At 36.1% G+C, this 26,010-nt stretch carries 18 protein-coding genes; 7 read left to right on the forward strand and 11 right to left on the reverse strand.

Annotation, left to right across the window (positions count from 1 at the left end):
• Window positions 1-28 precede the first annotated feature (28 nt).
• The 4 genes from Q7C23_RS14340 (at window position 29) to Q7C23_RS14355 (ending at window position 8,344) form a co-directional block, all read left to right on the forward strand.
• Window positions 29-2,209 (forward strand): GH92 family glycosyl hydrolase, encoded by a 2,181-nt coding sequence (locus Q7C23_RS14340; protein ID WP_375033174.1) that lies wholly within the window; start codon window positions 29-31, stop codon window positions 2,207-2,209.
• Between the two features lie 61 nt (window positions 2,210-2,270).
• The gene (locus tag Q7C23_RS14345; RefSeq protein ID WP_375033175.1) at window positions 2,271-4,226 is read left to right on the forward strand and encodes a glycoside hydrolase family 97 protein; all 1,956 of its coding nucleotides are present in this window, start codon (window positions 2,271-2,273) and stop codon (window positions 4,224-4,226) included.
• 47 nt (window positions 4,227-4,273) lie between these two features.
• Window positions 4,274-6,961 carry a glycoside hydrolase family 78 protein gene (locus Q7C23_RS14350; protein ID WP_375033176.1) on the forward strand — a complete coding sequence of 896 codons (2,688 nt, stop codon included), beginning with the start codon at window positions 4,274-4,276 and terminating at the stop codon, window positions 6,959-6,961.
• A gap of 57 nt (window positions 6,962-7,018) precedes the next feature.
• The gene (locus tag Q7C23_RS14355) at window positions 7,019-8,344 is read left to right on the forward strand and encodes a sugar porter family MFS transporter (RefSeq protein WP_375033177.1); all 1,326 of its coding nucleotides are present in this window, start codon (window positions 7,019-7,021) and stop codon (window positions 8,342-8,344) included.
• 116 nt (window positions 8,345-8,460) lie between these two features.
• On the opposite strand, the gene Q7C23_RS14360 is transcribed toward Q7C23_RS14355, so the two are convergent.
• The 10 genes from Q7C23_RS14360 to Q7C23_RS14405 all read right to left on the reverse strand — a co-directional run bounded on the left by Q7C23_RS14360 (window position 8,461) and on the right by Q7C23_RS14405 (window position 18,750).
• Window positions 8,461-9,333, reverse strand: a complete 873-nt coding sequence (locus Q7C23_RS14360) for a sugar phosphate isomerase/epimerase family protein (protein WP_375033178.1) — start codon at window positions 9,331-9,333, stop codon at window positions 8,461-8,463.
• Between the two features lie 15 nt (window positions 9,334-9,348).
• Window positions 9,349-10,242 carry a hydroxypyruvate isomerase family protein gene (locus Q7C23_RS14365; RefSeq protein ID WP_375033179.1) on the reverse strand — a complete coding sequence of 298 codons (894 nt, stop codon included), beginning with the start codon at window positions 10,240-10,242 and terminating at the stop codon, window positions 9,349-9,351.
• Window positions 10,243-10,263: 21 nt separating this feature from the next.
• Complete coding sequence (locus Q7C23_RS14370) at window positions 10,264-11,493, reverse strand: nucleoside permease (protein WP_375033180.1); 1,230 nt, start codon at window positions 11,491-11,493, stop codon at window positions 10,264-10,266.
• A 41-nt stretch (window positions 11,494-11,534) separates the two neighbouring features.
• Window positions 11,535-12,245: a DUF1080 domain-containing protein gene (locus tag Q7C23_RS14375; RefSeq protein ID WP_375033181.1), complete on the reverse strand. Its 711-nt coding sequence runs from the start codon at window positions 12,243-12,245 to the stop codon at window positions 11,535-11,537.
• Between the two features lie 23 nt (window positions 12,246-12,268).
• Window positions 12,269-13,732, reverse strand: a complete 1,464-nt coding sequence (locus Q7C23_RS14380; RefSeq protein WP_375033182.1) for a Gfo/Idh/MocA family protein — start codon at window positions 13,730-13,732, stop codon at window positions 12,269-12,271.
• 7 nt (window positions 13,733-13,739) lie between these two features.
• On the reverse strand, window positions 13,740-14,099 hold the full coding sequence (locus tag Q7C23_RS14385) for a c-type cytochrome (protein ID WP_375033183.1): 360 nt from the start codon (window positions 14,097-14,099) through the stop codon (window positions 13,740-13,742).
• Window positions 14,100-14,117: 18 nt separating this feature from the next.
• Window positions 14,118-15,170 (reverse strand): sugar phosphate isomerase/epimerase family protein, encoded by a 1,053-nt coding sequence (locus Q7C23_RS14390; protein ID WP_375033184.1) that lies wholly within the window; start codon window positions 15,168-15,170, stop codon window positions 14,118-14,120.
• 105 nt (window positions 15,171-15,275) lie between these two features.
• Window positions 15,276-16,430, reverse strand: coding sequence for a Gfo/Idh/MocA family protein (locus Q7C23_RS14395; protein WP_375033185.1), 1,155 nt, complete (start codon window positions 16,428-16,430; stop codon window positions 15,276-15,278).
• Between the two features lie 18 nt (window positions 16,431-16,448).
• The gene (locus Q7C23_RS14400; protein ID WP_375033186.1) at window positions 16,449-18,152 is read right to left on the reverse strand and encodes a GMC oxidoreductase; all 1,704 of its coding nucleotides are present in this window, start codon (window positions 18,150-18,152) and stop codon (window positions 16,449-16,451) included.
• Between the two features lie 37 nt (window positions 18,153-18,189).
• A complete protein-coding gene (locus Q7C23_RS14405; protein WP_375033187.1) occupies window positions 18,190-18,750 on the reverse strand; it encodes a gluconate 2-dehydrogenase subunit 3 family protein in 561 nt (186 codons plus the stop codon).
• A 726-nt stretch (window positions 18,751-19,476) separates the two neighbouring features.
• Between Q7C23_RS14405 and Q7C23_RS14410 the strand changes: the two genes are divergently transcribed.
• The 3 genes from Q7C23_RS14410 to Q7C23_RS14420 all read left to right on the forward strand — a co-directional run bounded on the left by Q7C23_RS14410 (window position 19,477) and on the right by Q7C23_RS14420 (window position 24,218).
• A complete protein-coding gene (locus Q7C23_RS14410; protein WP_375033188.1) occupies window positions 19,477-20,619 on the forward strand; it encodes a glycoside hydrolase family 76 protein in 1,143 nt (380 codons plus the stop codon).
• 31 nt (window positions 20,620-20,650) lie between these two features.
• Window positions 20,651-21,787 carry an aldose epimerase family protein gene (locus Q7C23_RS14415; protein ID WP_375033189.1) on the forward strand — a complete coding sequence of 379 codons (1,137 nt, stop codon included), beginning with the start codon at window positions 20,651-20,653 and terminating at the stop codon, window positions 21,785-21,787.
• Between the two features lie 79 nt (window positions 21,788-21,866).
• Window positions 21,867-24,218: a GH92 family glycosyl hydrolase gene (locus tag Q7C23_RS14420; RefSeq protein WP_375033190.1), complete on the forward strand. Its 2,352-nt coding sequence runs from the start codon at window positions 21,867-21,869 to the stop codon at window positions 24,216-24,218.
• A 252-nt stretch (window positions 24,219-24,470) separates the two neighbouring features.
• On the opposite strand, the gene Q7C23_RS14425 is transcribed toward Q7C23_RS14420, so the two are convergent.
• A complete protein-coding gene (locus tag Q7C23_RS14425) occupies window positions 24,471-26,009 on the reverse strand; it encodes a hypothetical protein (RefSeq protein WP_375033191.1) in 1,539 nt (512 codons plus the stop codon).
• Between the last annotated feature and the right edge of the window lies 1 nt (window position 26,010).

Consider the following 26,010-nt stretch of genomic DNA (forward strand, 5'->3'; position numbering starts at 1 on the left):
TTTTTAACCGATTTTAATTTTTTATAAAATGATAAAATTTAACAAGAATATAGTTCTTGCGGCCCTGTCTATGTCAATTTTTGGCTTTACTGCGGCAGCTCAGAAATCTGGTGGCGGTCTTTCAAAAGGTAAATACACAGCTTTGGTAAACCCGTTTATTGGAACTGCGCCTTTACTGGACACTAAAATAATTGGTTATACACCGCCAGCCAATATGCGTGTCTGGGCAGGTTTGGTATTTCCGGGATCCTCTGTTCCAAACGCACTGGTGCAGTTAAGTCCGATGACAAAATACAGATCAGGTGCGGGCTACGAATATGAAGATACAGAAATTTTAGGTTTTACACATACCAACAAAGGACATTGGAATTTGTGTCATATTCCGCTTTTACCAGTTTCGGATGGCGCTTCTTTTCCGTACAAATCATCATTTAGCCATGATCAGGAAAAAGCGAGTCCGGCGTATTACGAAGTGTATTTAAAAGAATATGACGTGCAGGTAAAACTGACTTCAACTTTACGCTGCGGTGTACACGAATATACTTTTAAAAACAACAAAGGCAGAAAAGTACTTTTTGATCTCGGTAAAGCAAACAATCGTGTAGACGACTGGCAAATTAAGCTCGAAGGCGCCAATGCAGTTAGCGGTTTTCAAAGAACCGGAGGCGAAAAAATATACTTTTATGCGACTTTGAGCAGTCCAATTGAAAAATTAGATACCAAAGATATCGCAAAAAGCGGCGGTTATACTTTAGTAAATATTAAAGACGGCGATACTAAACCCGTTACGGTTAAAATCGCACTTTCATTTGTAAGTGTAGAAAATGCAGCTGAAAATCTAAAAGCTGAGGTAGGAGATAAAACGCTGTCAAAAGTTTTTGATGAGGGAAGTACAAAGTGGGAAAACATGTTGTCTAAAATTCAGGTAAAAGGCGGAACAGAACAACAAAATGTTATGTTTTACAGCATGTTGTACAGATCGTTTTTATGGCCTGCTTTACGAAGTGATGTAAACGGGCAATTTATTGATGAAGCCGGAAAAGTACGTAAAGAAAACTACCACTATTACACACTGCCCTCCTTATGGGATGATTACAGAAATAAACTGGTTCTGTTAAGCATTTTTTCTCCGGATGTTACCGCTGATGTGATCAGTTCGATTATTAACGAAGGTGAAATAAAAGGTTTTATTCCGACATTTTTTCACGGAGATCACGCAGCCTCTTTTATTGCAGGATCTTATTTGAGAGGAATCCGAAATTATGATGTAAAAAAAGCGTACCAATTATTATTGAACAACGCTTACAAGGAAGGCGGAACAAGACCACATATTGCGGAATATATTGCTAAAGGTTATGTTCCGGAACAAGATATTAAAGATCCAAAAGTAGAAACAGTAGCAAATGCCGCTGTTACTAAAACCTTAGAATATGCTTATGACGATCACGCGCTTGCATTGTTAGCAAAAGAAATGAATGATACAGAACATTATAATGATTTGGTTAAGCGTTCTAAAAATTATGCAAACGTTTTTGACAAATCTACCACTTTTATGAGAGGAAGATTGGCAGATGGTTCATGGATAACGCCTTTTAATCCTGAGTTTCCTTATTATGAATATATGTACAGGGAAGCAAATGCATGGCAGCTTTCCTTTTTTGTTCCTCATGATATGCCAGGCTTAGTTCAGCTTTATGGTGGGGCAAAACCTTTTGATGCAAAATTAGACGAGTTCTTTACAAAACCTTGGAATCCAAGTTATATTGCGTGGAATATCTCTGGATTTATTGGACAATATTGCCACGGAAACCAGCCGGATCATGAAGCACCGTTTTCTTATTATTTTGTAAACAAACCTGAAAAATCGCAAAAAAGAATAGACGAAATTTTAGATACAATGTATGGAATTGGGCCAGAAAAACTGGCTATGAGTGGTATGGATGATGCGGGTGAAATGTCCTCGTGGTATGTGTTTGGTGCATTAGGACTTTATCCGCTATCACCTGCTGATCCTGAATATATTGTCACTGTTCCTATTTTTAAAGAAGTAGCCTGGACAACTCCGGCAGGAAAAAAAGTAACGATAAAAAATCCTAACGGGAAAAGAGATTTAGAAGCCATTAAAGTAAACAACGCTAAAATTGATGGCTATTTCATTTCGCACGATTTGTTTAAAAATGGTGGCGAAATACAAGTCATAACGAAGTAATAGATAGTAATAAAATAACGTCCCATTTTTCGTGGGACGTTATTCATATAAAAATGTTCTGATGAAAAAAATAAAATTATTTGCTTGTCTCTTATTGCTTTTGGGAATTTCAAATGCCTATTCTCAAAAAACAAATTTTGAAGTAGCATCGCCCAATGGTGAATTAAAAATAGCAATCACTTTAGGCGATAAGATCTATTATTCGATTTTAGCAGGAAATGACGAATTAGCGGCAAAAAATCATTTAGGTTTAGTCCTTAAAAATGAAACTTTAGGACTAAATCCGAAAGTAGCAGGAAGTAAAACCGGAAAAGTAAACGAAGTTATAAAACCGGTCATTCCGCTTAAATTTTCAACGGTAGCTAATGTTTATAATTATTTGCTGCTGAATTTTAAAGGAGGATATTCAGTTGAATTCCGTGCTTTTGATGAAGGTGTTGCTTACCGATTTATAACAGCCAAAAAAGGAGAAATTGAAATACTAAATGAAGATTTTTCGGTTAATTTCCCAACGGATTATCAACTTCATTTGCAACAGGCCGAAAGTTTTAAAACCTCTTATGAAGAGGAATATTCACATTTAAATGCCAGTGACTGGAAATCTTCTGATAAAATGTCAACACTTCCTGTTTTGGCAGATTCAAAAAAACAATACAAAATATTAATCAGCGAATCTGATTTGTCTGATTATCCGGGAATGTTTTTAAAAGGAACGGGAAGCGGCGTTGTATCTACATTTCCAAAAGCACCCTTGGATTTTGGGCCAGACGGAGACAGAAGCCTCAAAATTTTAAAAGAAGCAGATTATATTGCAAAAACTGCCGGAACAAGAAGTTTTCCGTGGCGTTATTTTGTCATAACTAAAAATGACAAACAACTTATTGAAAATACGATGACCTTGAAATTGGCTCCAAAAAGTCAGGTTCAGGATCCATCCTGGATAAAACCGGGTCAGGCGAGTTGGGAATGGTGGAACGGTGCAACTCCATACGGTCCTGATGTGAATTTTGTATCTGGTTATAACCTAAATACGTATAAATATTTTATTGATTTTGCTTCAAAATTTGGTATTGAATACATCATTATGGATGAAGGCTGGGCTAAAAGTACAGAAGATCCTTATTCGCCTAATCCAAATGTTGATGTTCAGGAATTGATTCGTTATGGGAAAGAAAAAAAGGTTGGAATCGTACTATGGTTAACATGGCTGACAGTAGAAAAAAACATGGAACTTTTTAAAACTTTTAAAGAATGGGGAGTAGCCGGAGTAAAAATTGACTTCATGGATCGCAGTGATCAGGTTATGGTTAATTATTATGAAAAGGTAGCTAAAGAAGCTGCAAAATATCAAATATTGGTTGATTTTCATGGTGCGTTTAAACCAGCTGGTCTGGAATATAAATATCCAAACCTGATATCATATGAAGGAGTAAGAGGAATGGAGCAAATGGGAGGCTGTAAACCAGATAATAGTGTATATCTTCCTTTTATGCGCAACGCCGTTGGACCGATGGATTATACGCCCGGAGCAATGATCAGCATGCAGCCTGAGGTTTACAGATCGGAACGACCTAACTCTGCAAGTATTGGAACACGTGCCTATCAGCTTGCTTTATTTGTAGTTTTTGAAAGTGGTTTGCAAATGCTTGCTGATAATCCAACCAATTATTACCGCGAAAAAGAATGTACTGAATTTATCACCTCAGTTCCAACAACCTGGGATGAAACGGTAGCGCTGGAAGCTCAAGCCGGGCAATATGCCATTGTAGCCAAAAGAAAAGGCTCAAAATGGTTTATTGGCGGAATAACCAACAACGCTGAAAAAGAGAGAACTTTTAAATTAAATCTAAACTTCTTAAAAACGGGAAAATCGTATAAAGTAACTTCATTTGAAGATGGTATCAATGCAGGATATCAGGCTATGGATTACAGAAAAAAGAGTTTCAATGTCACTAACAACGATGTTATTGAAGTAAAAATGGTAAAAAATGGCGGTTGGGCGGCTGTTTTAGAGTAGATTTAAACGGAAATATTTCATTACAGTTCAAAAGAAAAAAAATAATAATGATACAACAGAAACGCACTATATTTTTCCTTTTTCTATTACTGAATTTAGTAGGCTATTCGCAAACGCCTGTAAATCTCAATTGCGAACATCTTGTAAATCCTTTGGGAATTGATGTGCCACAACCAAGATTTTCATGGCAATTAAAAAGCAATATCCATGACGTATTGCAAACGGCCTATCAAATAGAAATAGCAACTGATTCGATCGCTTTAGTTAAAGAAAAAGAATTGGTTTGGACTTCTGGAAAAGTAGCTTCAGAAGCTATGTTAGTTTCGTATAATGGAGCAGATCTTCAGTCTTTTACAACTTATTTCTGGAGAGTAAAATCATGGAGCAATAAAAACAAGATGGAGGTTTCAAAAATAAATCGTTTTGAAACGGCTATGTTGCAATCTAGTGACTGGAAAGGAAGCTGGATATCAGATTCTCATGATAAGCATTATAAGCCGGCGCCGTATTTCAGAAAGGAAATCACGACCGCAAAAACGATTAAAAAGGCTCGCGTGTATGTCACGGCAGGTGGATTATATGAGTTTTATGTCAATGGAAAAAAAGTAGGAAATCGAATGCTGGATCCAATGTTTACAAGGTATGATCGTCGAAATTTGTATGCTTCTTTAGATATTACGGCTTATTTGCAAAAAGGAAAAAACGCTTTTGGAATGTTATTAGGAAATGGTTGGTACAATCATCAATCGACCGCGGTTTGGAATTTTGATAAAACAAATTGGAGAAACCGTCCACGCTGTTTGGTCAATATCAGAATTACCTATTTGGATAACACTACTGAAACGATAGTAACAGATGAAACATGGAAAACAGCAGATAGCCCTGTAATTTTCAATAGCATTTATACGGGCGAGCATTATGATGCCCGAAAAGAAATAAAGGATTGGAACAAGCCTGATTTTGATGATCACAATTGGAACAAAGCGATATTGGTGAAAGCTCCTTCCTCCAAATTAGTGTCACAACAATTGTATCCTATTCGGGTTGTTGCGAAGTTAAACCCCATTAAAATAAACAGAATAAACGATACTTTAAGTGTTTTTACATTCCCACGAAATATTGCAGGAACGGTTGAATTTTCGATAAAAAAGGCGCCTCCTGGAACCGTTTTCAGAATAAAACACGCAGAACGTTTGTATAAAAACGGTATGGTCGACCTTTCCAATATCGATTTACATTATCGACCTACCGACAATTCAGATCCTTTTCAAACGGATATTTTTATTGCAAAAGGAAATGATAACGAGAGCTTCTCTCCAAAGTTTAATTACAAAGGATTTCAATTTGTAGAAGTAACGTCAAGCAAGCCTTTTAAATTGGATGATGATAATCTATTGGCTTTAGAAATGCACAGTGACGTTCCGGCTGTGGGGAAAGTTAAAACGTCTAACATCGTTTTTAATAAAATTTGGGAAGCGACAAACAGCAGCTACCTCGCCAATTTATTTGGTTATCCGACCGATTGCCCGCAACGCGAAAAGAACGGATGGACAGGAGACGCGCATACGAATGTTGAAACAGGATTGTATAATTTTGACGGAATTACCATTTATGAAAAATGGCTTGCGGATCATCAGGATGAGCAGCAAAGTGATGGTGGAATTTCAAATATTATTCCGAATCCCGGAGCATTTGGTTATGAATTTGCGACAGGTCCGGATTGGACTAGTTCTATTGCTATTATTCCATGGAAAATATATGAGTTTTATGGAGATGCCAGCCTTTTATCTAAAATGTATCCGAATATAAAGCAATATGTAGATTTGATTGATAAACGTTATCCAACCGGAATCACCGACTGGGGATTAGGAGATTGGGTTCCTGTAAAAAGCACAAGTTCTAAACCGCTTACTTCTACCATGTATTATTATACAGATGTAATGATTTTGGCCAAAACAGCAAAACTGTTAGGAAAAACAAGCGATGCAGATCACTATTTTAAGTTGGCAGAAAAAATCAAAAACATATTCAACGAGCAGTTTTTGAATAAAACGACATATTTATATTGCAGCGGCACTCAAACAGAATTGTCCGGTCCCCTTTATTGGGGATTGGTTCCGGATGAATTTAAACAAAAAGTAGCCGATAATTTATATAAAAAGGTACAGGAAACTAATTTTCATCTTGACGTTGGTTTACTCGGAACTAAAGCGATACTGAATGCATTAAGCGAAAACGGCTATGCAGATGCCGCTTATAAAATGGCTTCACAGGAAGATTTTCCGTCCTGGGGTTATTGGATAAAAAATGGAGCCACTACCTTATATGAAAATTGGCCACTGAACGTAGAGAAAAATGACGCTTCGATGAATCATATCATGTTTGGAGAAATAGGCGCATGGATGTATAAAGGAATTGGAGGGATTTTTCCTGACGAAAATGTACCGGGCTTTAAACACATTATTTTAAAACCAAATTTTGTAAAAAGACTTGCTTATTTTGAATCAGAACATACATCTCCTTACGGAAAAATTGTATCCAACTGGAAACGAGAAAAGAAAAGTATAATTTACAAAGTAACTGTTCCGCCAAATGCTACTGCAACGCTGTATCTAGAAAAGAATAGTACTGTTAGTTATAATTTCGATGCTATAAACGGGACTAGTGAAGAAGGATTATATAAAGTGGTTCAACTTAAATCAGGTACGTATTCATTCAACATTGCTTCAGAATAATTTTCCTGGTTCTGCTTGGCCAAAGCGTTCTATTACTTAACTTTTAAAAAACGTATTATGAATAAAATATTATTATGGTCTGTTACTGCTGCGCTGGCCGGGTTTTTATTTGGATTTGACACTGTCGTAATTTCTGGTGCCGATAAAAAATTACAGGAAATATGGCATACATCTGATGTTTTTCATGGATCGGTCGTAATGGCGATGGCTTTGTGGGGAACTGTTGTAGGAGCCATTTTTGGAGGAATTCCAACGAATGCCTTAGGGAGGAAAAAAACGCTTATTTGGATTGGTGTTTTGTTTTTAGGATCTGCTATTGGTTCCGCATTGGCTGAAGGTCCATTGACGTTTGCCTTTTTTCGTTTTCTAGGCGGACTCGGAATTGGTGCCTCAACTATAGCTGCGCCGGCTTATGTATCTGAAATTGCTCCCGCAAAAGACCGTGGAAGATTGGTTTCCCTTTATCAGTTTAATATTGTTTTAGGAATTTTGATTGCTTTTTTATCGAATTATTTGTTGAGAGATGCAGGTGAAAACGCCTGGAGATGGATGATTGGCATAATGGCTTTTCCGGCATTTTTTTACATCATTATCGTCTTTACGATTCCGGAAAGTCCCAGATGGCTATTATCAAAAGCAAGAATAGCGGAAGCTAAAACGGTTTTAGAAAAAATAGATCCACAGGCAAAAATTGAGGATCTAATGCAGGAAATGCATTTAGGAGCAGGTGAAAATGAAGATAAAAAAGGAGAAACCATATTTTTGAAAAAGTATAGATTTCCTTTAATGCTCGCTTTTTTAATTGCGTTATTCAATCAATTTTCGGGAATCAATGCTTTTTTGTATTATGCGCCAAGAATTTTTGCTGAAGCCGGATTAGGCGAAAGTGCGGCCTTAATGAGCAGTGTAGGAATTGGGATAACTAATCTGGTATTTACGCTTTTTGGTGTGTTTTTAATTGATGTTCTGGGAAGAAAAATTTTGATGTATATTGGTTCAATTGGTTATATTATTTCATTAGGACTTGTATCAGCAGCTTTTTTCCTAAAATGGGAAGGCATGCAGGTTCCTATTTTTTTATTCTTGTTTATAGCCTCACATGCAATAGGGCAGGGTGCCGTGATCTGGGTTTTTATTTCAGAAATTTTCCCGAATCATTTAAGAGCCAGTGGTCAGGCTTTCGGTTCTTCCACACATTGGGTGCTGGCTGCTATTATTCCATCAATGATTCCGTTTCTGTTTTCTACAATTGGTCCCGGCGTTGTATTTTTGGTTTTTGCTGTAATGATGGTGTTTCAATTACTTTTTGTAATTTTTATAATGCCTGAAACAAAAGAAAAATCTTTAGAAGAACTGCAGGACACTATATTTAAAAAACAATAACAATATCAATAACATTAGCTTATTGTATCTTAAAGTAAAAGCTCCAAAATCAATTGATTTTGGAGCTTTTTTTATTAAAAACAGCAGCACTTAATTCACTTAGTAATGGTGATATATTAAATTAATTGTTTAGAGACAAAATCCCAGCTTGTTTTAATAGATTCCATTGGATTTGGAGAGTAATTGGTTTCCTGCTCTACAAAGAAATGTTTCATGCCGGAAAGTTTAGCTTCTGCAAAAATAGATTTGAAATCGATGCTTCCTTCACCAATTTCGGTGTTCCATTCTGCCTTAGCTTTATCCATATCTTTTACATGCCACATCGTGAATCTACCCGGATTTGCTTTAAATAATGCTAACGGATCGTTTCCAGAGCGTACTGCCCAATATAAATCCAATTCAAAATCGACTAATTTTTTATCGGTTTCCTGCAATAGAATGTCATAGCCTGTTTGATTTCCAATTTTTTTAAATTCAAAATCGTGATTATGATAAGCCAATTTCAAACCTGACTTTTGGCATAAAACCGCTGCTTCATTTATTTTTTGAGCGATTCTTTTAAAGGCATCCAAATCACTTCTTAATTTTTCATCTAAATAAGGAACAGTAATATATTCGCTTCCCAATTGATTGGCACATTCAATAGCAGATTTTAGAAAATCGGCATTGTTGTCTTTTATAAAAGAATTAAAATCATAATGTCCACTTGAGGCTTTTAGGCCATTATCGCTAAGTATTTTTTTAAAATCTTTTGCTGAGGTACCAAAAAAGCCTTTTTCTGCTGAATATCCATACGTTTCAACATCTTTGTAGCCTGTCTTAGCCACATGCTCTAAAACGCCCTTTACGTTTTTAGAAAATTCATCTCTTAACGTATACAATTGGAGGCCAATATTTTTTGGCTTAGCCGAAAAGGCAAGGGAAGGAGCAATTGCCAATGCACCTAATGCCAAACCGCTACTTATTATAAAATCTCTTCTCTTTATCATAATTTTTATTTTTTATTAAATATCACAAATCTCAATTGCCTTTTTTAAGGATGCTATTTTGTCTTTTTGTTTCGGAATAAATTCCTGACCAACAAAACCAGTAAAACCCGTAGCAGCAATCGCTTTCATTATAGTGCTGTAATTGAGTTCCTGCGTTTCATCAATTTCATTGCGTCCGGGAACTCCGCCAGTATGATAATGTGCAATGTATTTGTGATTTTCTCTGATTGTTCTGATTACATCACCTTCATCAATTTGCATATGGTAAATATCATAAAGCAGTTTAAAATTTTCCGAATTGATTCGTTTGGCTAATTCAACTCCCCAGGATGTTTTATCACATTGATAATCTTTGTGATCAATCTTGCTGTTTAGCAATTCCATAACCAAGGTTACCTGATGTTTTTCGGCCAGCGGAATTAGTTTTTGCAAACCAAGTACACAATTGTTCCAGCCTTCTTCATCTGTTTTTCCCCTTTTGTTTCCACTAAAGCAAATCAGGTTTTTGTAGCCTGCTTTTGCAACAAGGGGAATCATTTCTGTATAATTTTTAATCAGCTGCTCATGAAATTTTTGATCATTGAAACCATCCACTAGATTTAATTCGGCACCATTGCACATAGTCGAAACAAGATTGTGTTTCTTTAGTATTGGCCACTCTTTTGGACCAACCAGATCAATACCGGTAATGCCAATTTTTTTAGCTTCCACACAAAGTGTTTCAACATCAAAATCGCTAAAGCACCAACGGGCTACTGAATGATTAATTTTTCCTTTCAATGTATTCAAATTTAATTTAAGTGCTTCCGGGGAATCAGCGAAAGCCAATAAATCGGATGGAATTCCAAAAGTTACTGTTCCTGCAAGAATACCTTTTATGGCCGTTCTTCTATCAAAAGTTGTACTCATTTTCTTTGTTTTTTTAAGTACTTAAATTTCATTTGCCAGCTTATTTTTATCCTTAAATAAAAGTGCAAAAATTAAGAATACCGCAAAGGCGATTCCCGCTGGAATGATCCATACCATTAACCAGTTGATTGCTCCTTCAACAGTTTTGTAATTATCGGTAATCCAGCCTGCCACTGCAAAACCGATTAACATTCCGATACCATAGGTCGCTAATGTTATCAAACCCTGAGCAGCACTTTTGTATTTTTCTCCTGCCTTTGAATTCGTATAAATTTGTCCTGAAACAAAGAAAAAATCATAACATATTCCGTGCAAAGCAATTCCGGTAATAAGCATAAAACTCAAATCGCCACCATTTCCGTAGGCAAATAAAACATAACGAACGGCCCAGGCCAGCATTCCGACCAAAATGGTTTTCTTAAACCCAAAACGGGCAAAAAAGACCGGAATAAATAATAAAAATAAGGCTTCGGATATTTGTCCAATAGCCATTTTTCCTGTCGGGTTTTCAACTCCGGCAGCAGTCAGAAAAGGATGTGCATTTTGGTAATAAAAAGCCAATGGAATGCATATCAAAATGGAGGAAATAAAAAAGATAAGGAAGTTTTTGTCCTTTAAAAGCTTTAAGGCATCAAGGCCAATAATATCCCCAATTTTAATTTTTTCCTCACTAACTTTTGGTGGTGTTTTCGGTAATGTAAAGCTCAGTACGCCTAAAACCAAAGCCGCAATTCCAGCCAAAAGAAAGGTGTTTTTAAGTAATCCGGTAGAAACAGCTTCTGCAGAATCCCAATGAAACAAAAAGCTGATTGCTAAACCAGCCAGAATCCATCCGATTGTTCCCCAAACTCTAATGTTGGCAAACTCTTTTTCCGGATCTTTCATTTGGTTAAAAGCAACTGAATTCACCAAAGCCAGTGTTGGCATATACAAAACCATATAACTCAATACATAGATATAAAACAATCCAATATCAGTTGACTGATACATTTGATACATTAAAAAAGCACCTGCTATATGCAGAATACCTAAAATTTTCTCTGCATTAAAATAACGGTCTGCAATTAAACCAATGATAAAAGGTGCGATGATAGCTCCCCAGGATTGCGTAGAAAAAACGGCTGCAGTTTCAGATCCTGAGGCCTTTAAATTGTTTCCTAAAAAAGTACCCAGCGTGACAAACCATGCCCCCCAGATAAAAAATTCGAGAAACATCATTAGAGATAATTTAATGCGGATTGTTGTATTCATAAAATGTGGTTGGTTTTTGGTTATATAGATTTTAGGAGCAATTATTTACAGCCTGTTGTAGTTTCCATGGTATTCCATTCTTTGATGGAAATGTTGCGGTACCATACACTGTTACCGTGATCCTGTAAAGCAATATGACCTTTTTTGAAAGTTCCAAAACCTGGCCATCCTGCAAATTTACTTCCTGCAACTAGTGCTTTAAAGTTATCGTCCCAAAGTACCGTTTCAACGATAATAACGCCGTTTAAAACTAAAGTCAGTTTTCCGTTTTTACAAACAACTTCAGCAGTATTCCATTCGCCAACAGGCTTAACGGGTTCTGATTTGCTTTGGATTAAATCATATAAATCTCCTGCACGGTGTTTGGTTATTTTTCCATCAGGGTGACCATCATTGTCTAAAACCTGCATTTCAAGACCCGTTTCGTAAGTGTTTTTATATTTTGTTGGATTGTCATTAACATAAAAAATGATTCCACTATTAGCATTTGGAGCCACTTTCCAATCTAATTTTAAATGGAAGTTTTCATATTCAGCATCGGTCACTAAATCGCCTCCCTGACCATTTTTAGCTGCTTCGGGATCAAAATGCAATACTCCATCTTCTACCTTCCACGCTGAACTAGCCGAAGTTTTGCCATAAGTATGCCAGCCTGTTGTAGTTTTTCCATCAAAAATAGGTTTGAAACCTTTCTGAGCGTTTATGGTTTGTAAAAATGCGAATACTGCTACTATTGTGATTATTTTTTTCATGATTTTCTGTTTAATTTTATAATTTAAAAACTTAGGTTTTTCCAGCCTTCTCTATAATTGCGTTTTACAAATTGATTTACATCATCGACATTGGTTACTTTTTTGGCATCATTATCCCAAAGTAATTTAACTGAACGTCCCGGATATACATCTTCGCCAAGAACTTCTTTATGCAGATCATAACCTCTTACGGCAAGATTAGCCATTAACAAAGCTTCAGTTAAAGGACCGGCAATTTCAAAAGGAGAACTTAATTCTTTTTTACCGTAGCCGGCAATACAGCCTTCTATCCATTGTTTGTAATGTCCGTTGGCGCCATCTTTTACACGAGGATATTTCTCGGCTATTTTTAGATTTTCATTACGGCTTAAAGGCAATAATCTTGGATTTTCACTATAGGTATCACATAGCATTTTTCCTTTTGTTCCAATGAATAGTGTACCATTTCCACCATCACCAAAAATTTCGTTGGCACCTAATTCTTCCGGGCGGTCAGGCTGAATACCACCATCCATCCAATGCACTTTGACATCACCCTTCGTTTTATTCGTTTTCGGGAATGTTAAAGTTACATGGCTTGAAGGAGGGCAGCTATCTGGAAAATATCCTTTTTTGAACTCATCTACATAAACGGAACCAACACTGCATTGTACATCTTTGGCATATTTTAGATTTAAAACCGAAAATGGAGCTTCCATCAAATGGCATCCCATATCTCCTAAAGCACCGGTTCCATAATCCCACCAGCCGCGCCAGTTGAATGGCACTAACTTGTCAACATAGTTTTTATTAGGAGCTGTTCCAAGCCATAAATCCCAATCTAATTCTTTAGGAATTTCTGTTTTTGCTGTAGGCCACGGAATTCCCTGTGGCCAAACAGGCCTGTCCGTCCAGGCATATACCGTATGTACATCACCAATTAAATCGGCATCGTACCATTCTTTTAGAATTCGCGTACCATCATTAGACGATCCCTGATTTCCCATTTGTGTTACCACTTTATATCTTGCCGCGGCCTGCGTCATCATATGTGCTTCGTAAATATCATGCGCCAAAGGTTTTTGCACGTACACATGTTTACCCAACTGCATAGCTGCAAATGCCTGAATAGCATGATTATGATCGGGTGTAGAAACAGAAACAGCATCGAAATTTTTATGCTCTTTGTCCAGCATTTCACGCCAGTCTTTGTAGAATTTTGCTTTAGGATACGCTTTTACACTATTAGCAGCTCTTCTGGTATCAACATCACATAAGTACGCTATATTGGCGATGCCGCTATTATGAAATGCTGAAAGGTCTGAGCTTCCTTTTCCACCAACTCCAATACCGGCAATTATTAATTTGTCGCTTGGTGCTGTAAAACCTCTTCCCATGACGTGTCTTGGAATAATCATAAAAGCAGCAGTAGCTAATACTCCTTTTTTCAGGAAATCCCTTCGAACATTAGATTCTGGTTCTTTATTTTTATTAAAGTCTTTATCCATAGGTTATTTATTTTTTCAATGATAGAATGTAAGTTGCAATCTTTTTGGCATCGTCTTTTTTCATTGCAGTATGAGCAGACATGGGTATTGCTCCCCAGACTCCTGAACCTCCTTTTGTAATTTTTTCAGATAAATATTTGATGTTTTTATCATTCATTGGATATTTTTTAGCAATATCCAGATAAGATGGTCCGACTACTTTCTTGTCTATTTTATGGCAGGTAGCGCAATCTTCTTTCTTTATTAGTGCCTCCCCTTCAGATGACTGGATTTCTTTTATGGCGCTATATCCTGAAGCTGATTCATAGTTTGTAAATGAGCTTAAGCTAGCCAGGGTTACAATGGCGGTTAAAATTTTAATTTTCATTATCGTTATGTATTTGTCTTATATTCCTAAATTTTTTCTATTCAGCTGTGTGTTTGTTTCTACCGCTGCAAAATCATCAAAGGCTTTATCCGTCACTTTGATAATGTGTTTTTTTATAAATTCAGCACCTTCGCGAGCACCATCTTCCTGATTTTTCAAACAGCATTCCCATTCCATTACAGCCCAGCCTTTGTAATCGTATTGGGCTAATTTGCTGAAAATGGTTTTAAAATCAATTTGGCCATCACCTGGCGAACGATAACGCCCTGCACGATTTACCCAACTTTGATATCCTCCAAAAGTGCCTTGTTTTCCTGTCGGATTAAACTCGGCATCTTTCACATGGAAAGCTTTGATTCGTTCGTGATAAAAATCGATATACTGAATATAATCCAACTGTTGCAACACAAAATGGGAAGGATCATAAAGGATACAGGCACGGTCGTGATTATTTACTGCTTTCAGAAACATTTCATAGGTTTCACCGTCAAATAAATCTTCTCCCGGATGAATTTCGTAACAAACATCCACACCGTTTTTATCAAATTCATTCAGGATTGGGAGCCAGCGATTAGCCAATTCTTTGAAACCTTCTTCAATTAAGCCCGGTGGTCTTTGAGGCCATGGATGAAAATATTGCCATAATAATGAACCGCTAAAAGTAGCATGTGCATTAAGTCCTAAATTTTGAGAAGCTTTTGCTGCATAATGCAATTGCTGTACCGCCCATTCTTGTCTTGCTTTTGGATTTCCTCGCAAAGCCTGCGGAGCAAATCCATCAAAAAAATCATCGTAAGCAGGATGAACAGCAACTAACTGACCTTGTAAATGAGTAGAAAGTTCAGATATTTTTAATCCATAAGAAGCAACAATTCCGGTGAGTTCATCAGCGTAGGTTTTGCTTTCTGCGGCTTTTTGTAAATCAATAAAACGGGAATCCAGCGTAGGTATTTGTATTCCTTTAAAATCGAGATTGGCAGCCCATTGACAAATTCCTTCCAAAGAATTAAAAGGTGCCTCATCAGAAATAAATTGTGCCAAAAAAACGGCAGGTCCTTGCATTGTGGTCATTTATTGTTTTTTTTAATTAAGTTTCTAAGTAGCTAAGATCCTGAGCTTCTAAGTTTCTAAGTTAGAAATTATCTTATTCTCTTAGTAGCTTAGCAACTTAGAATTTTAGAGACTAAATGAAATCCATTTTTCAGATGATTTTCCAGAAGCGATTACATTTTCTATAAAAGCCATTCCGCGAACACCATCTTGTACGGTTGGAAAATCCAGCATTAATGCTGTTGGTTCTTTACCGTCTAATTTTGATTGTAAAGTCAGCGCAAAATTTTTATATAAATTTCCAAATGCTTCTAAATATCCTTCAGGATGCCCACTTGGAATTCGGGTATTAAAAGCCGCGACAGGCGACAAATAACCGTTTCCGGTTCGGTATAACTGAGCAGGGGAGTCCAGCCATTTTACAATTAAAGTGTTAGGTTCCATTTGATGCCATTCCAGACCACCTTTTTCTCCATAGACCTTAATTTTTAAGCTATTTTCTTCACCGGCGGCAATTTGGCTGGCAACTAAAATTCCGTTGGCACCATTATCAAACTTCAGCAATACATTTCCGTCATCATCTAATCTTCTGTTCGTGACAACAGTATTAATATCGGCACAAATTTGAGTGATTTTCAATCCTGAAATGTATTCCGCTAAATGGGCAGCATGAGTTCCAATGTCTCCCATACAACCGCTAATACCACTTTTAGAAGGGTCAGTTCTCCAGGCGGCTTGCTTATTTCCGTCGTTTTCAAAGTCGGTACTCAACCAGCCCTGAGGATATTCGACCATTATTTTTCGAATCTTTCCTAAATGATTTTCAGCTACCAGGCTTCTGGCTTGCTTTACCATCGGATATCCGGCATACGTATGGGTTAAGCAGAGGTATAATCCTGTTTCTTTTACTTTTTGTTCTAACAATTTTGCTTCAGCCAGACTCAAAGTCATTGGTTTGTCTAGAACAACATGAAAACCATTTTCTAATGCCAGCATTGCAGGAGCAAAGTGGGCATGATTTGGGGTTACTATTGAAACGAAATCCATTCTTTGTTCAGGAGCGAGTTTTGCTTCCGTTTCTATCATTTGGGTGTAAGACTCGTAGCATTTATCTTCCGATAAACCCAATTCTTTACCCGATTCTAGGGATATTTCAGGATTAGAACTAAAAGCACCGCAGTGCAATTCGATTAATCCATCCATATTGGCAGCGATACGATGAACTGCTCCGATAAAAGCATTTTTACCACCGCCAATCATTCCCATTTTTAATTTTCTCATAATTGAATATCCTTGGATCTAAATATTTTTCTTTTTCAATTCTTTTACAGCATAATCGCAAGCTCTGGCAGTTAGCGCCATATAGGTTAACGAAGGATTCTGGCAGGCACTTGAAGGCATACAGGAACCGTCAGTAACAAATACATTACTTACTTCATGCATTTGGTTCCATTTATTCAGTACAGAGTCTTTAGGGTCATTCCCCATACGAGCTGTTCCCATTTCATGGATTGTCATTCCCGGATAACAGCCATTATCGTAAGCTTTTACATTTTTGACACCTGCAGCTTCGAGCATTTCAGCTGCATCATACATCATATCCTCACGCATTTTCGCTTCATTCTCTTTGTATTCACAGTCGATTGCCAATACAGGTTGTCCCCATTTGTCTTTTTTAGTATGATCGATATATACTTTGTTTTCGTAATACGGAAGCATTTCTCCAAAACCGCCCAGTCCCATAGTCCATGAATCAGCAGGTCTCGATAAAATTTCTTTGAAATCACCACCAAAGTCTAGTTCAGCTACTTCTTTATGCCAGTGGCCTCTGCTTGCTGCACCCTGATAGCCAAAACCACGTAAGTAATCTCTTTTATCGTCTTTAAAATTTTGGTATCTTGGAATGTAAATACCGTTGGCTCTTCGTCCATAAGTATATTTATCTTCAAAGCCTTCAACTGTTCCTTCAGCACCACATCTAAAATGGTGGTCCATTAAATTGTGTCCAAGTTGTCCGCTTCCATTGCCTAAACCATTAGGATGAGCCTCAGAAGTCGAATTCAATAAAACAAATGTTGAACCTAGAGTGGAACCGTTTACAAAAACAATTTTGGCATAAAATTCCATGGTTTCGTTAGTCTGAGAATCAATAACCATTACGCCCTTAGCTTTTTTTGTATCCTTATCATAAATGATATGATTGACAATTGAATAAGGTCGAACAGTTAGTTTTTTTGTAGCCATAGCAGCCGGCAATGTAGAAGACTGTGTACTGAAATAAGCGCCAAAGGGACAGCCTCTGCTGCATAAATTTCTGTATTGGCAGCTTCCTCTGCCTTCATGAGGTACAGTCAGGTTTGCAGTACGGCCAATGGTTAAAATACGGGATTTGTTATAGTGCTTCTCAATACGTTCTTTTACAGATTTTTCAACACAGTTCATATCCATTGGAGGCAAAAATTGACCGTCTGGCAGTAAATCCCAACCTTCGTTTTGACCACTTATTCCAGCAAATTTTTCCACATAATCGTACCAGGGAGCAATATCTTTGTATCGGATTGGCCAGTCATTTCCATGACCATCTTTGAGGTTATCTTCAAAATTGTGATCACTAAAACGGTAGCTCTGGCGTCCCCACATTAAAGATTTTCCACCAACGTGAAAACCTCTGTACCAATCAAAACGTTTGTCTTCTGTATAAGGGCACTCTAAATCGTTTACCCACCAGCTTTCATTTGCCTGAGTATAAGGATAATCTCTGGTTTGGACCGGATGTGTTTTTTTTTGTTCTTCGGTTAATTTTCCGCAGTAGGCAATTTCCCAGGGCGCTTTCATTGCAGAGTCATAATCTTTAATGTGCTCGATGTTTTTTCCACGTTCCAGCATTAACACTTTTAAACCTTTTTGAGTTAATTCTTTGGCCGCCCATCCACCACTTATTCCTGAACCTATAACAATTGCGTCATAGGTATTTTGTTTCTTTAGATCAGTATTGATATTCACGAATGTCTTTTTAGTAATTAATTAAAAGGGCTTGTCTTTATATTGCCCAGGCTTTTTGTCCCGGAACGTAATCGACATTACCATCATATTTGCCTGGTATTGGTAAATACTCTCTGGCGATTGTACAGCCAATTTCTGAAGAAAAATAGCCTAGTAGGGTTAAGTCTCTCGCAATCAAAAAGAATGAAGGTTCTTTATTGTTATCGATAGACTCTTGCCTTAGATCAGTCACTAATGATTTTTTTTCTTCACTACTAAGGCTTAAGAATTCTTTGTTGAATTTAGTTTTACTTTTTGCCAGCATATTGTCAAATCCATTTTTAAAAACTTGTTGTAATTCCGGAGGATAACAATCTTTTATAACTAATGGAATAAAGGCACCAACTCCAGCTGCTTTCGCTCCGGGAGAGTTTGTTGTTGTTGGTAAAATTATTTCTGAAAATTCAGCTAAGATTTCTTCATCAGTGGCTGAAAACGAATAAGTGTTGTTTAGGGGATCAAATACAGTAAAACTTTCAAATAAAACGCCCATCGTTGTGGCAGAAAGTGCTCCTCCCAACAAATAAGCAAACTTTTTAAGTGCTTCTCTTCTTTCCATTACAAAATATTAAAAAGGATGATTAATTATTGAAGATAATTTAATTATCAATCAATTACAATAATAGTGAAAAAACTGATGTATCAATATTGTATGTATTAAATAAATAGTAAAAATTTATAATTGTCATTTAATAAAACGTTTTAGTAAATATTTTTTTAATGCAAATTCAATCTTGTTGTAATAAGTTAGGAAAATGCAAAATTTTAAGATTTAATTTTTTAAATTAAATTTCTAAGTGCGGTTTTTTAATCAAAAAATTCTTGTTATTTTAAAATAAATGGAATGTTTGTGCTGTGTTTGAAGAAAAACAATGCAATTACTCTTAAAAAATAATCCAAAAATCTTCCAAATAAAAATGCCCTGTCCTGAGATAATAATCATGTAAAAACATAAATTATTAATCTTTATAAAATATGTCTTTTTACCACTTTAATTTAAGTATAAAAAGAAGATTGATTTCGTATTTATGTCGTAAGAATGAAATATCTCATTTCATTACAAAATATGCAATTACACGGTCGTAAGATATTGTTTAGTTATAAAATTATAGATAAAAATAAATTTATTTAAAATTTATAATAAAAATTATATCAAATTTATAATTTTAATTCTAATTAGTAAAACGATTTAGTAAGTTTGTACAGCAACTTAAAAATAAAAGCGGACTTATATATTTTAAGTCAAAAGAATAAAACCAAAAACTGAAATTAAAATATTTTACAGATGAATAAACTAAATAGGAGTATAATACTTATTGTGGCAGCGGCGCTTTTTTCGAGTTTTGCAGTGATAAGAAAAAGTGATAATTCAAAGAATAATTATTATAAAAGTGAGATGGAAAAACTCCATACTGCAATTGAAAGTAATTTTCACGATAGCGTTTCTGGTTATTATTTCGTCGATTTAGATCCTGCAAAAAGAGAAACAAAATTTGGGCATAAAAGAGAGTATAGCTGGTTATGGGCACTTTGCGCTATGTTTGAAGCCACAAATGAAATTGAAAAAATAGATAAGAAAGCGGCTTTAGTTGATAATATTTTTAAAAGTATGCAGCCTTATTACGATCCGGCTCCGCCAAAACCGGGATATGGAGAATACATCGTAAATCTGAGCAAAGGACAACGGTACTATGATGATAATCAATGGATTGGAATAACAAGTTTGGAAATTTATGAACGAACTGGAAATAAAGCTTATTTTGATTTAGGAAAGTCGATGTATGATTTTATGATGACAGCATCAGACAATGCGCTTGGAGGCGGATTGTACTGGAGAGAAAATGATTTTGAAACGAAAAATACCTGTTCAAACGGACCTGGAATTATTGTTGCACTTAAAATGTACAAAGCAACAAAAGACAAAGTTTACCTTGAAAATGCTGTAAAAATATATGACTGGACGTATGAAAAACTACAAACACCTACAGGCTTATTTTACGATAATATAAAAGTAAAAGATGGTAGTATTGGAGAAGTTGTGTTTTCTTATAATTCAGGGACAATGCTTCAGTCAAACGTTTATTTATATGAAATCACAGGTGACAAAAAGTATCTGGAAAGAGCCAATAAAATAGCAGACAGTTCGTTGCTTTATTTTTATTCAGATGATAAATTTAGAGATGGTTACTGGTTTAACGCCGTGTTATTGCGTGGATATCAGCATCTTTTAAAATATAATAAAGATTTAAAATACATCTCCGGATTTAAAAAGTGTCTTGACAATACCCTGAAGGAAAACAAAAATGAAAAAGGACTGTTTACAGGAAATGATGGTGTATATAATTTAGTAGAACACGGCGGAATGCTTGAAATTTTAGCCCGATTCGCTTATCTTCAAGACCACTATAATTTAGCTGCTAAAAAATAATTTATAGACGTTCTATACAATATAAAATATCATGAATAAATTGCAATTGATTGTTTGCCTGTCTTTTTTATCGTTGACGTGTTTAGTAAGTGAGAATGTATTTTCTCAAAATTCGAATGCTGCTAAAAAATCTTTTATCAGCAAAGAGCAAATTGGACAGGTTGAGGGACATGATGTTTTTCAATATACCTTGCAAAATAAAACGGGGATGCAAGTTCAGTTAATTACGTATGGAGCAGCAATTACCAATATCGTAACACCAGATAAAAACGGTAAAATGAGCAGTGTGGTACTGGGTTTCGATTCACTTTCTCAATATGCAGGTAATGATAATTCCCTAATGGGGTCTACCGTTGGCCGTGTTGCTAATCGAATTTCAAATAAAAAATTCACACTTGACGGACAAGAATATAGGTTGTCTTCTGACATTCACGGCGGTGTAAATGGTTTTGATAAACGCGTTTGGGAAGGCAAAGAGATATCGAAAAAGAATGAACCTGCCGTTGAAATGACTTATTTAAGCAAAGATGGAGAAGAAGGTTTTCCTGGTAACTTATTGGTTGTGGTGACTTTTACACTCAAAAACAATAATGATTTGGTTATTGATTACAAAGCAACTACTGATAAAGCAACTCCGCTTGTGCTCACGAATCACACTTATTTCAATCTTTCTGGCGGACAGGACAGCAAAGCTCTAAATACAGAATTAACCGTTCTGGCGGATCAATTTTTGGAATACGGAGATGGTAGTATGCCAACCGGAAAGATTCTGGATGTGAAAGGTACTCCATTTGATTTTACTTCAGCCAAAACGATCGGAAAGGATATAGAAAAAGTACAGCAATATACGCACGGTTACGATGTAACTTTTGCTTTACGAAACCAAACAGGCAAATTAGCTTTAGCAGCAAAAGCTTACGAGCCAGTAAGCGGAAGAGAATTAGAAGTTTACACCACTGAACCGGGCGTGGTGTTTTATTCTGGAAATTGGCTGACTGAAAAAGTAAAAGGACGAAACGGTGTGGCTTATACTAAAAATGGTGCCTTCTGTCTCGAAACACAACATTATCCAAATTCCATTAATACGCCAGCTTTTCCAAATACTGTTGTGGGACCTCAGGAAACTTTTACTTCTCAGACTATTTACAAGTTTATTGTTAGGAAGTAAAGAGGCATTTAAAATCAGGCAGGTATAATGGAATTGTACCGTGTCACATAAATAAAAATAAATCACTTAAATTTCTATTATGAAAAAGTTTTTAAGCATATTAATTATAAGCTTAAGTTGTATATTCAATGCGGCTTATTGCCAAAAAGAGCAAAAAAAACTTTCCGATTATGTAAATCCAAATATAGGTACAGCTCATAGCCGATGGTTTTTTTATACTCCGGCTGCCGTGCCATTTGGATTGGCAAAATTAGGACCTTCTACTAATGCCCACTATGGTAATGAGCAAGGTTGGGAAGCGACAGGGTATGATGATCGTGATACTTCTATTGAGGGCTTTGCCTGTCTGCATGAATTTCAGGTTGGAGGAATAGTCCTGGCGCCTTCTGTCGGTAAATTACAAACAATTCCCGGAAAGCTTGAAAATCCAGATGAAGGTTACCGTTCCCGATTTGACAGAAAAGATGAATACGCAACTTCCGGATATTATTCAGTTTTATTAAAAGATTATGCGATAAAAGCAGAACTGACTGCTACAAAAAGAGTAGGTTTTCAGCGTTACACTTTCCCAAAATCAAGTGAATCTCATATTATTTTTGATATAGGAAACAGACAGGGAGAAAGCGGTGCAGTAAAAGAATCAAAGGTAATGATGACCGAAGATGGTCGTATTGAAGGATATGTAATTACCAATCCAGAATATGTAAAAAAATATCAGGCTGGTGCCGAAGTTGCTATGTATTTTTCTGCTGTTCTGGATAAAAAACCGAAAGTTTTTGGAGTATTCAACAAGAAAGAGACACAAGCCGACAAAAAGGAGATTTCCGGAGTTGGAGCTGGTTTATATCTAACTTTTGATACCAAAGAGAATGAAGCAATTACGGTAAAAGTAGGACTCTCTTATACTTCAATAGCTAATGCCCGCCTAAACTTAAATTCCGAAGCTAAAAACACCAATTTTGATCAGGCAAAAAAAGAAGCATTATCCACATGGAATGAATATTTGGGAAGAATTACTGTTGAAGGGAAAAATGAAACAGATAAAATTAAATTCTATACAGGCTTATATCATGCCCTATTGGGAAGAGGACTATACAACGATGTCAATGGAGCTTACCCAATGAACAATGGAGCTATTGGACAAATACCGTTAGACAACAACGGGACTCCTAAACACAATTGTTATAATACAGATGCAATTTGGGGAGGATTCTGGAATTTAACCCAATTATGGGCCTTGGCGTATCCGGATTACTATGCTGATTGGGTACAAGGTCAGCTACTTGTTTATAAGGATGCTGGCTGGCTTGGAGACGGACTTGCAAATAGTAAATATGTTTCGGGTGTTGGTACAAATTTTACAGGATTAGCAATCGCTTCTGCTTATAATTCAGGTATTCAAAATTTTGATGTCGCGCTAGGTTATGAAGCGGCATTAAAAAATGAAATTACATGGAAAGACAGGATTGAAGGTGCTGGAAAAATGGATGTGAAGCAATTTATAGAACAGGGCTACTCACCACAAATAGACGATATCGGTTTTAATACTATTACTGCAGGTTCTGGATTTTCAGCTTCGCATACATTAGAATATTCCTATAGTGCTTTTGCAGTGGCACAATTTGCAAAATCATTAGGAAAAACTAAGGACTACGAGCAATTAATAAAATTGTCCAAAGGCTGGAAATTATTGTATGATAAAGAAAGTAAATTTATACGTCCTAAATATGCCGACGGAAAATTTGTCGATAATTTTGATCCTGCACAACCGTGGCGAGGTTTTCAGGAAGGAAATGCGTGGCAGTATACTTTTTACGTTCCTCACGATATAGAAGAATTGGTAGAAACGCTTGGTAAAGACACTTTTAATGACCGATTAGAAAAGATTTTCGAAGCTTCTCAAAAAAATGTATTCGGTGGCGGTACTAAAATTGATGCGTTTGCAGGATTATCAGGACTCTATAATCATGGAAATCAGCCTAATTTGCATATTTCATGGTTATTCAATTTTTCTGGAAAACCCTATTTAACTCAAAAATGGGTACATGCTATTTGTGATGAATTTTATGGAACTGAAGGAATTCATGGCTATGGTTATGGGCAAGATGAAGATCAGGGACAATTAGGTTCATGGTATGTAATGTCGTCTATTGGTTTATTTGATGTAAAAGGCCTAACCGAGATAAATCCGTCTTACCAGATAAGTAGTCCACTGTTTGATAAAGTAACCATAAAATTACCGAAATCATTGAACAGAAAAGACTTTACAATTCAGGTAGCTAATAATTCTAAAAAGAATGTTTATCTGCAAGAAGTAAGGTTTAACGATTCGGATTTAAAGAATTTAAAAATAAGCCTGGAGGACATTAAAAAAGGAGGACTTATAAAAATGGTGGTAGATGAAAAGTCGAGTCAAAAATGGTCTCATTAATCTTTAAGAAAAAAACAGGCATAATTATGGATTGATTTCACTAGGGCATTTGATGAAACAAAAAGGAACGGGGCACTGGGGAAAAAACATAATATCGCTTTAAAACCTTTCAGAATAAAATATTTAATATCAAAACAAGCTACTTTCAAATCTCTGATAAAAAATAAAATTATTTTGCGCCGGTTAAGCAAAATGGAAGCTGTCTCAAAATTGAGGCAGCTTCTTTTTAAAGGTAGGTATAGATACAGCCCGTTATTTTTTTATCGACTTTTTCTTTTGATTGCTTTGTGCCGAGGGATATTTTGCAAAAGAGAGGGCGAAACTAAAATCACCAAATTTATTATTGTTTGTACTATCTGGTGGATAAGGAGCTATGGAGCTATAAACATGGCAGTTAAAGCAGGTTTTACTTGATTGTACGTAGGTTTCCATTGTTGAATTAGCTACTATAGACGCCCCGCTTGACATTGATGATTGATTTATTTTTCTTGGTATAGGAATAGGTTTTTGTGGATCTGGCTCAGGTTGTTGTGACCAGATCACATCTACTAACTGATAATATTGCCAAACTGAATTAGGATAAAATTTTTGGATGTTTTGTTGCATCAGAGCATTGATAGGAGCCGCGTCGATTGGATCGATTTTATTTATCCGTGTAGTTTGTGTGGGTACAGGGCCAGCCTGATTAAGATAATAGGGGGGAGGTGTATTTGGTTTGCAGCTGACCACTTTAGTTGAATCTCCGGTAGCAGTTTTAATAGTTACATTTTGATTTGTACAACTAGGATTGTAAAAATTATAACCATATTGAGATGGTGGTGTACCGCTTAAGTTGCTTTGATCTGGAGCATTGTCGATCTGTTCAAAAGTAGCCCATACCCATGTAGGCTGATTTTGGGTTTTATGCAATATATGAAGCCCTACAAGTGCTACCACAGTAGTTCTTAGTTTTTTTGTAATAGGATCCAATACAGTGGCATTTGATAGTTTATACCTTTGCCATTTGGGAGATTTTATATCTGTAACTTCCATCCACGCTGCTTTTAATTCAATTGCACCAACAATTTTAGTACCATATTGACCCTGAGGAAAATTAATGGGCTGGTTTAGTTTAACGGTGTCATGTTGTACTTGTGCGTTATAAAATCCTTTTTGGACAATAAAATCATAATAGTCTTTGTTCAGCATAATTTCGTACCATACATTGGTACTGTTTTGTGCACCCAGCCAACTTGGTTTATTAAATGGCTCTGCCTGATTTGGGCTAAAATTTACTTCGGCATCATTTTCTTCAATTTTACTGACAAATGTAAGGAGCTTGGTTTGTGTTTTCTTAAGCAAAAGTTTTTGTGATTTGAAAAGACTGCTATATTCATTTGAGACTAAAGTTCCCCATGCAGGTGGTTTTGAGCCATCATCAGGAAATAATACTTCTCGTGGCATATAAGTTTCCCATTGTACAAAGTTAAGATCTTTTGGTGCACCAAAACTGGCATTAGGATCAGTAGGCCAGTTTAAGGCAATGAACTCCTGCCAGGCAAAACAATCTGCCTGTGGCTGAACCGTAAATGAAAATAAATCACCTGGAACTGTATTATTGAAATTGATAGGGATAATAGTGCTTGGTAAACTTGTAGAATAACAATTACAAGTATTAGTTTGTGATGCAGGGATAGATGTGTAGGCAGATTTTTTATTTCCAAATTCTGTTTTTGCAGCAATAACTGCCAATGGAATTATGGCAAGACCTATCCAGAATATTTTTTTAGAAAATGTAGTTTTTAAATTCATT

The sequence above is a fragment of the Flavobacterium sp. LAR06 genome (genome assembly GCF_041946075.1).
Classification (GTDB): Bacteria; Bacteroidota; Bacteroidia; order Flavobacteriales; family Flavobacteriaceae; genus Flavobacterium.

Excerpts from the sequence above, each read along its gene's own strand:
- Q7C23_RS14360 (WP_375033178.1), bottom strand. The coding sequence starts at position 9,333 with ATGATAAAGAGAAGAGATTTTATAATAAGTAGCGGTTTGGCATTAGGT.
- Q7C23_RS14405 (WP_375033187.1), bottom strand. The coding sequence starts at position 18,750 with ATGGAAAGAAGAGAAGCACTTAAAAAGTTTGCTTATTTGTTGGGAGGA.
- Q7C23_RS14410 (WP_375033188.1), top strand. The coding sequence starts at position 19,477 with ATGAATAAACTAAATAGGAGTATAATACTTATTGTGGCAGCGGCGCTT.
- Q7C23_RS14385 (WP_375033183.1), bottom strand. The coding sequence starts at position 14,099 with ATGAAAATTAAAATTTTAACCGCCATTGTAACCCTGGCTAGCTTAAGC.
- Q7C23_RS14345 (WP_375033175.1), top strand. The coding sequence starts at position 2,271 with ATGAAAAAAATAAAATTATTTGCTTGTCTCTTATTGCTTTTGGGAATT.
- Q7C23_RS14380 (WP_375033182.1), bottom strand. The coding sequence starts at position 13,732 with ATGGATAAAGACTTTAATAAAAATAAAGAACCAGAATCTAATGTTCGA.
- Q7C23_RS14415 (WP_375033189.1), top strand. The coding sequence starts at position 20,651 with ATGAATAAATTGCAATTGATTGTTTGCCTGTCTTTTTTATCGTTGACG.
- Q7C23_RS14425 (WP_375033191.1), bottom strand. The coding sequence starts at position 26,009 with ATGAATTTAAAAACTACATTTTCTAAAAAAATATTCTGGATAGGTCTT.
- Q7C23_RS14395 (WP_375033185.1), bottom strand. The coding sequence starts at position 16,430 with ATGAGAAAATTAAAAATGGGAATGATTGGCGGTGGTAAAAATGCTTTT.
- Q7C23_RS14420 (WP_375033190.1), top strand. The coding sequence starts at position 21,867 with ATGAAAAAGTTTTTAAGCATATTAATTATAAGCTTAAGTTGTATATTC.
- Q7C23_RS14340 (WP_375033174.1), top strand. The coding sequence starts at position 29 with ATGATAAAATTTAACAAGAATATAGTTCTTGCGGCCCTGTCTATGTCA.
- Q7C23_RS14355 (WP_375033177.1), top strand. The coding sequence starts at position 7,019 with ATGAATAAAATATTATTATGGTCTGTTACTGCTGCGCTGGCCGGGTTT.
- Q7C23_RS14350 (WP_375033176.1), top strand. The coding sequence starts at position 4,274 with ATGATACAACAGAAACGCACTATATTTTTCCTTTTTCTATTACTGAAT.
- Q7C23_RS14370 (WP_375033180.1), bottom strand. The coding sequence starts at position 11,493 with ATGAATACAACAATCCGCATTAAATTATCTCTAATGATGTTTCTCGAA.
- Q7C23_RS14365 (WP_375033179.1), bottom strand. The coding sequence starts at position 10,242 with ATGAGTACAACTTTTGATAGAAGAACGGCCATAAAAGGTATTCTTGCA.
- Q7C23_RS14390 (WP_375033184.1), bottom strand. The coding sequence starts at position 15,170 with ATGACCACAATGCAAGGACCTGCCGTTTTTTTGGCACAATTTATTTCT.
- Q7C23_RS14375 (WP_375033181.1), bottom strand. The coding sequence starts at position 12,245 with ATGAAAAAAATAATCACAATAGTAGCAGTATTCGCATTTTTACAAACC.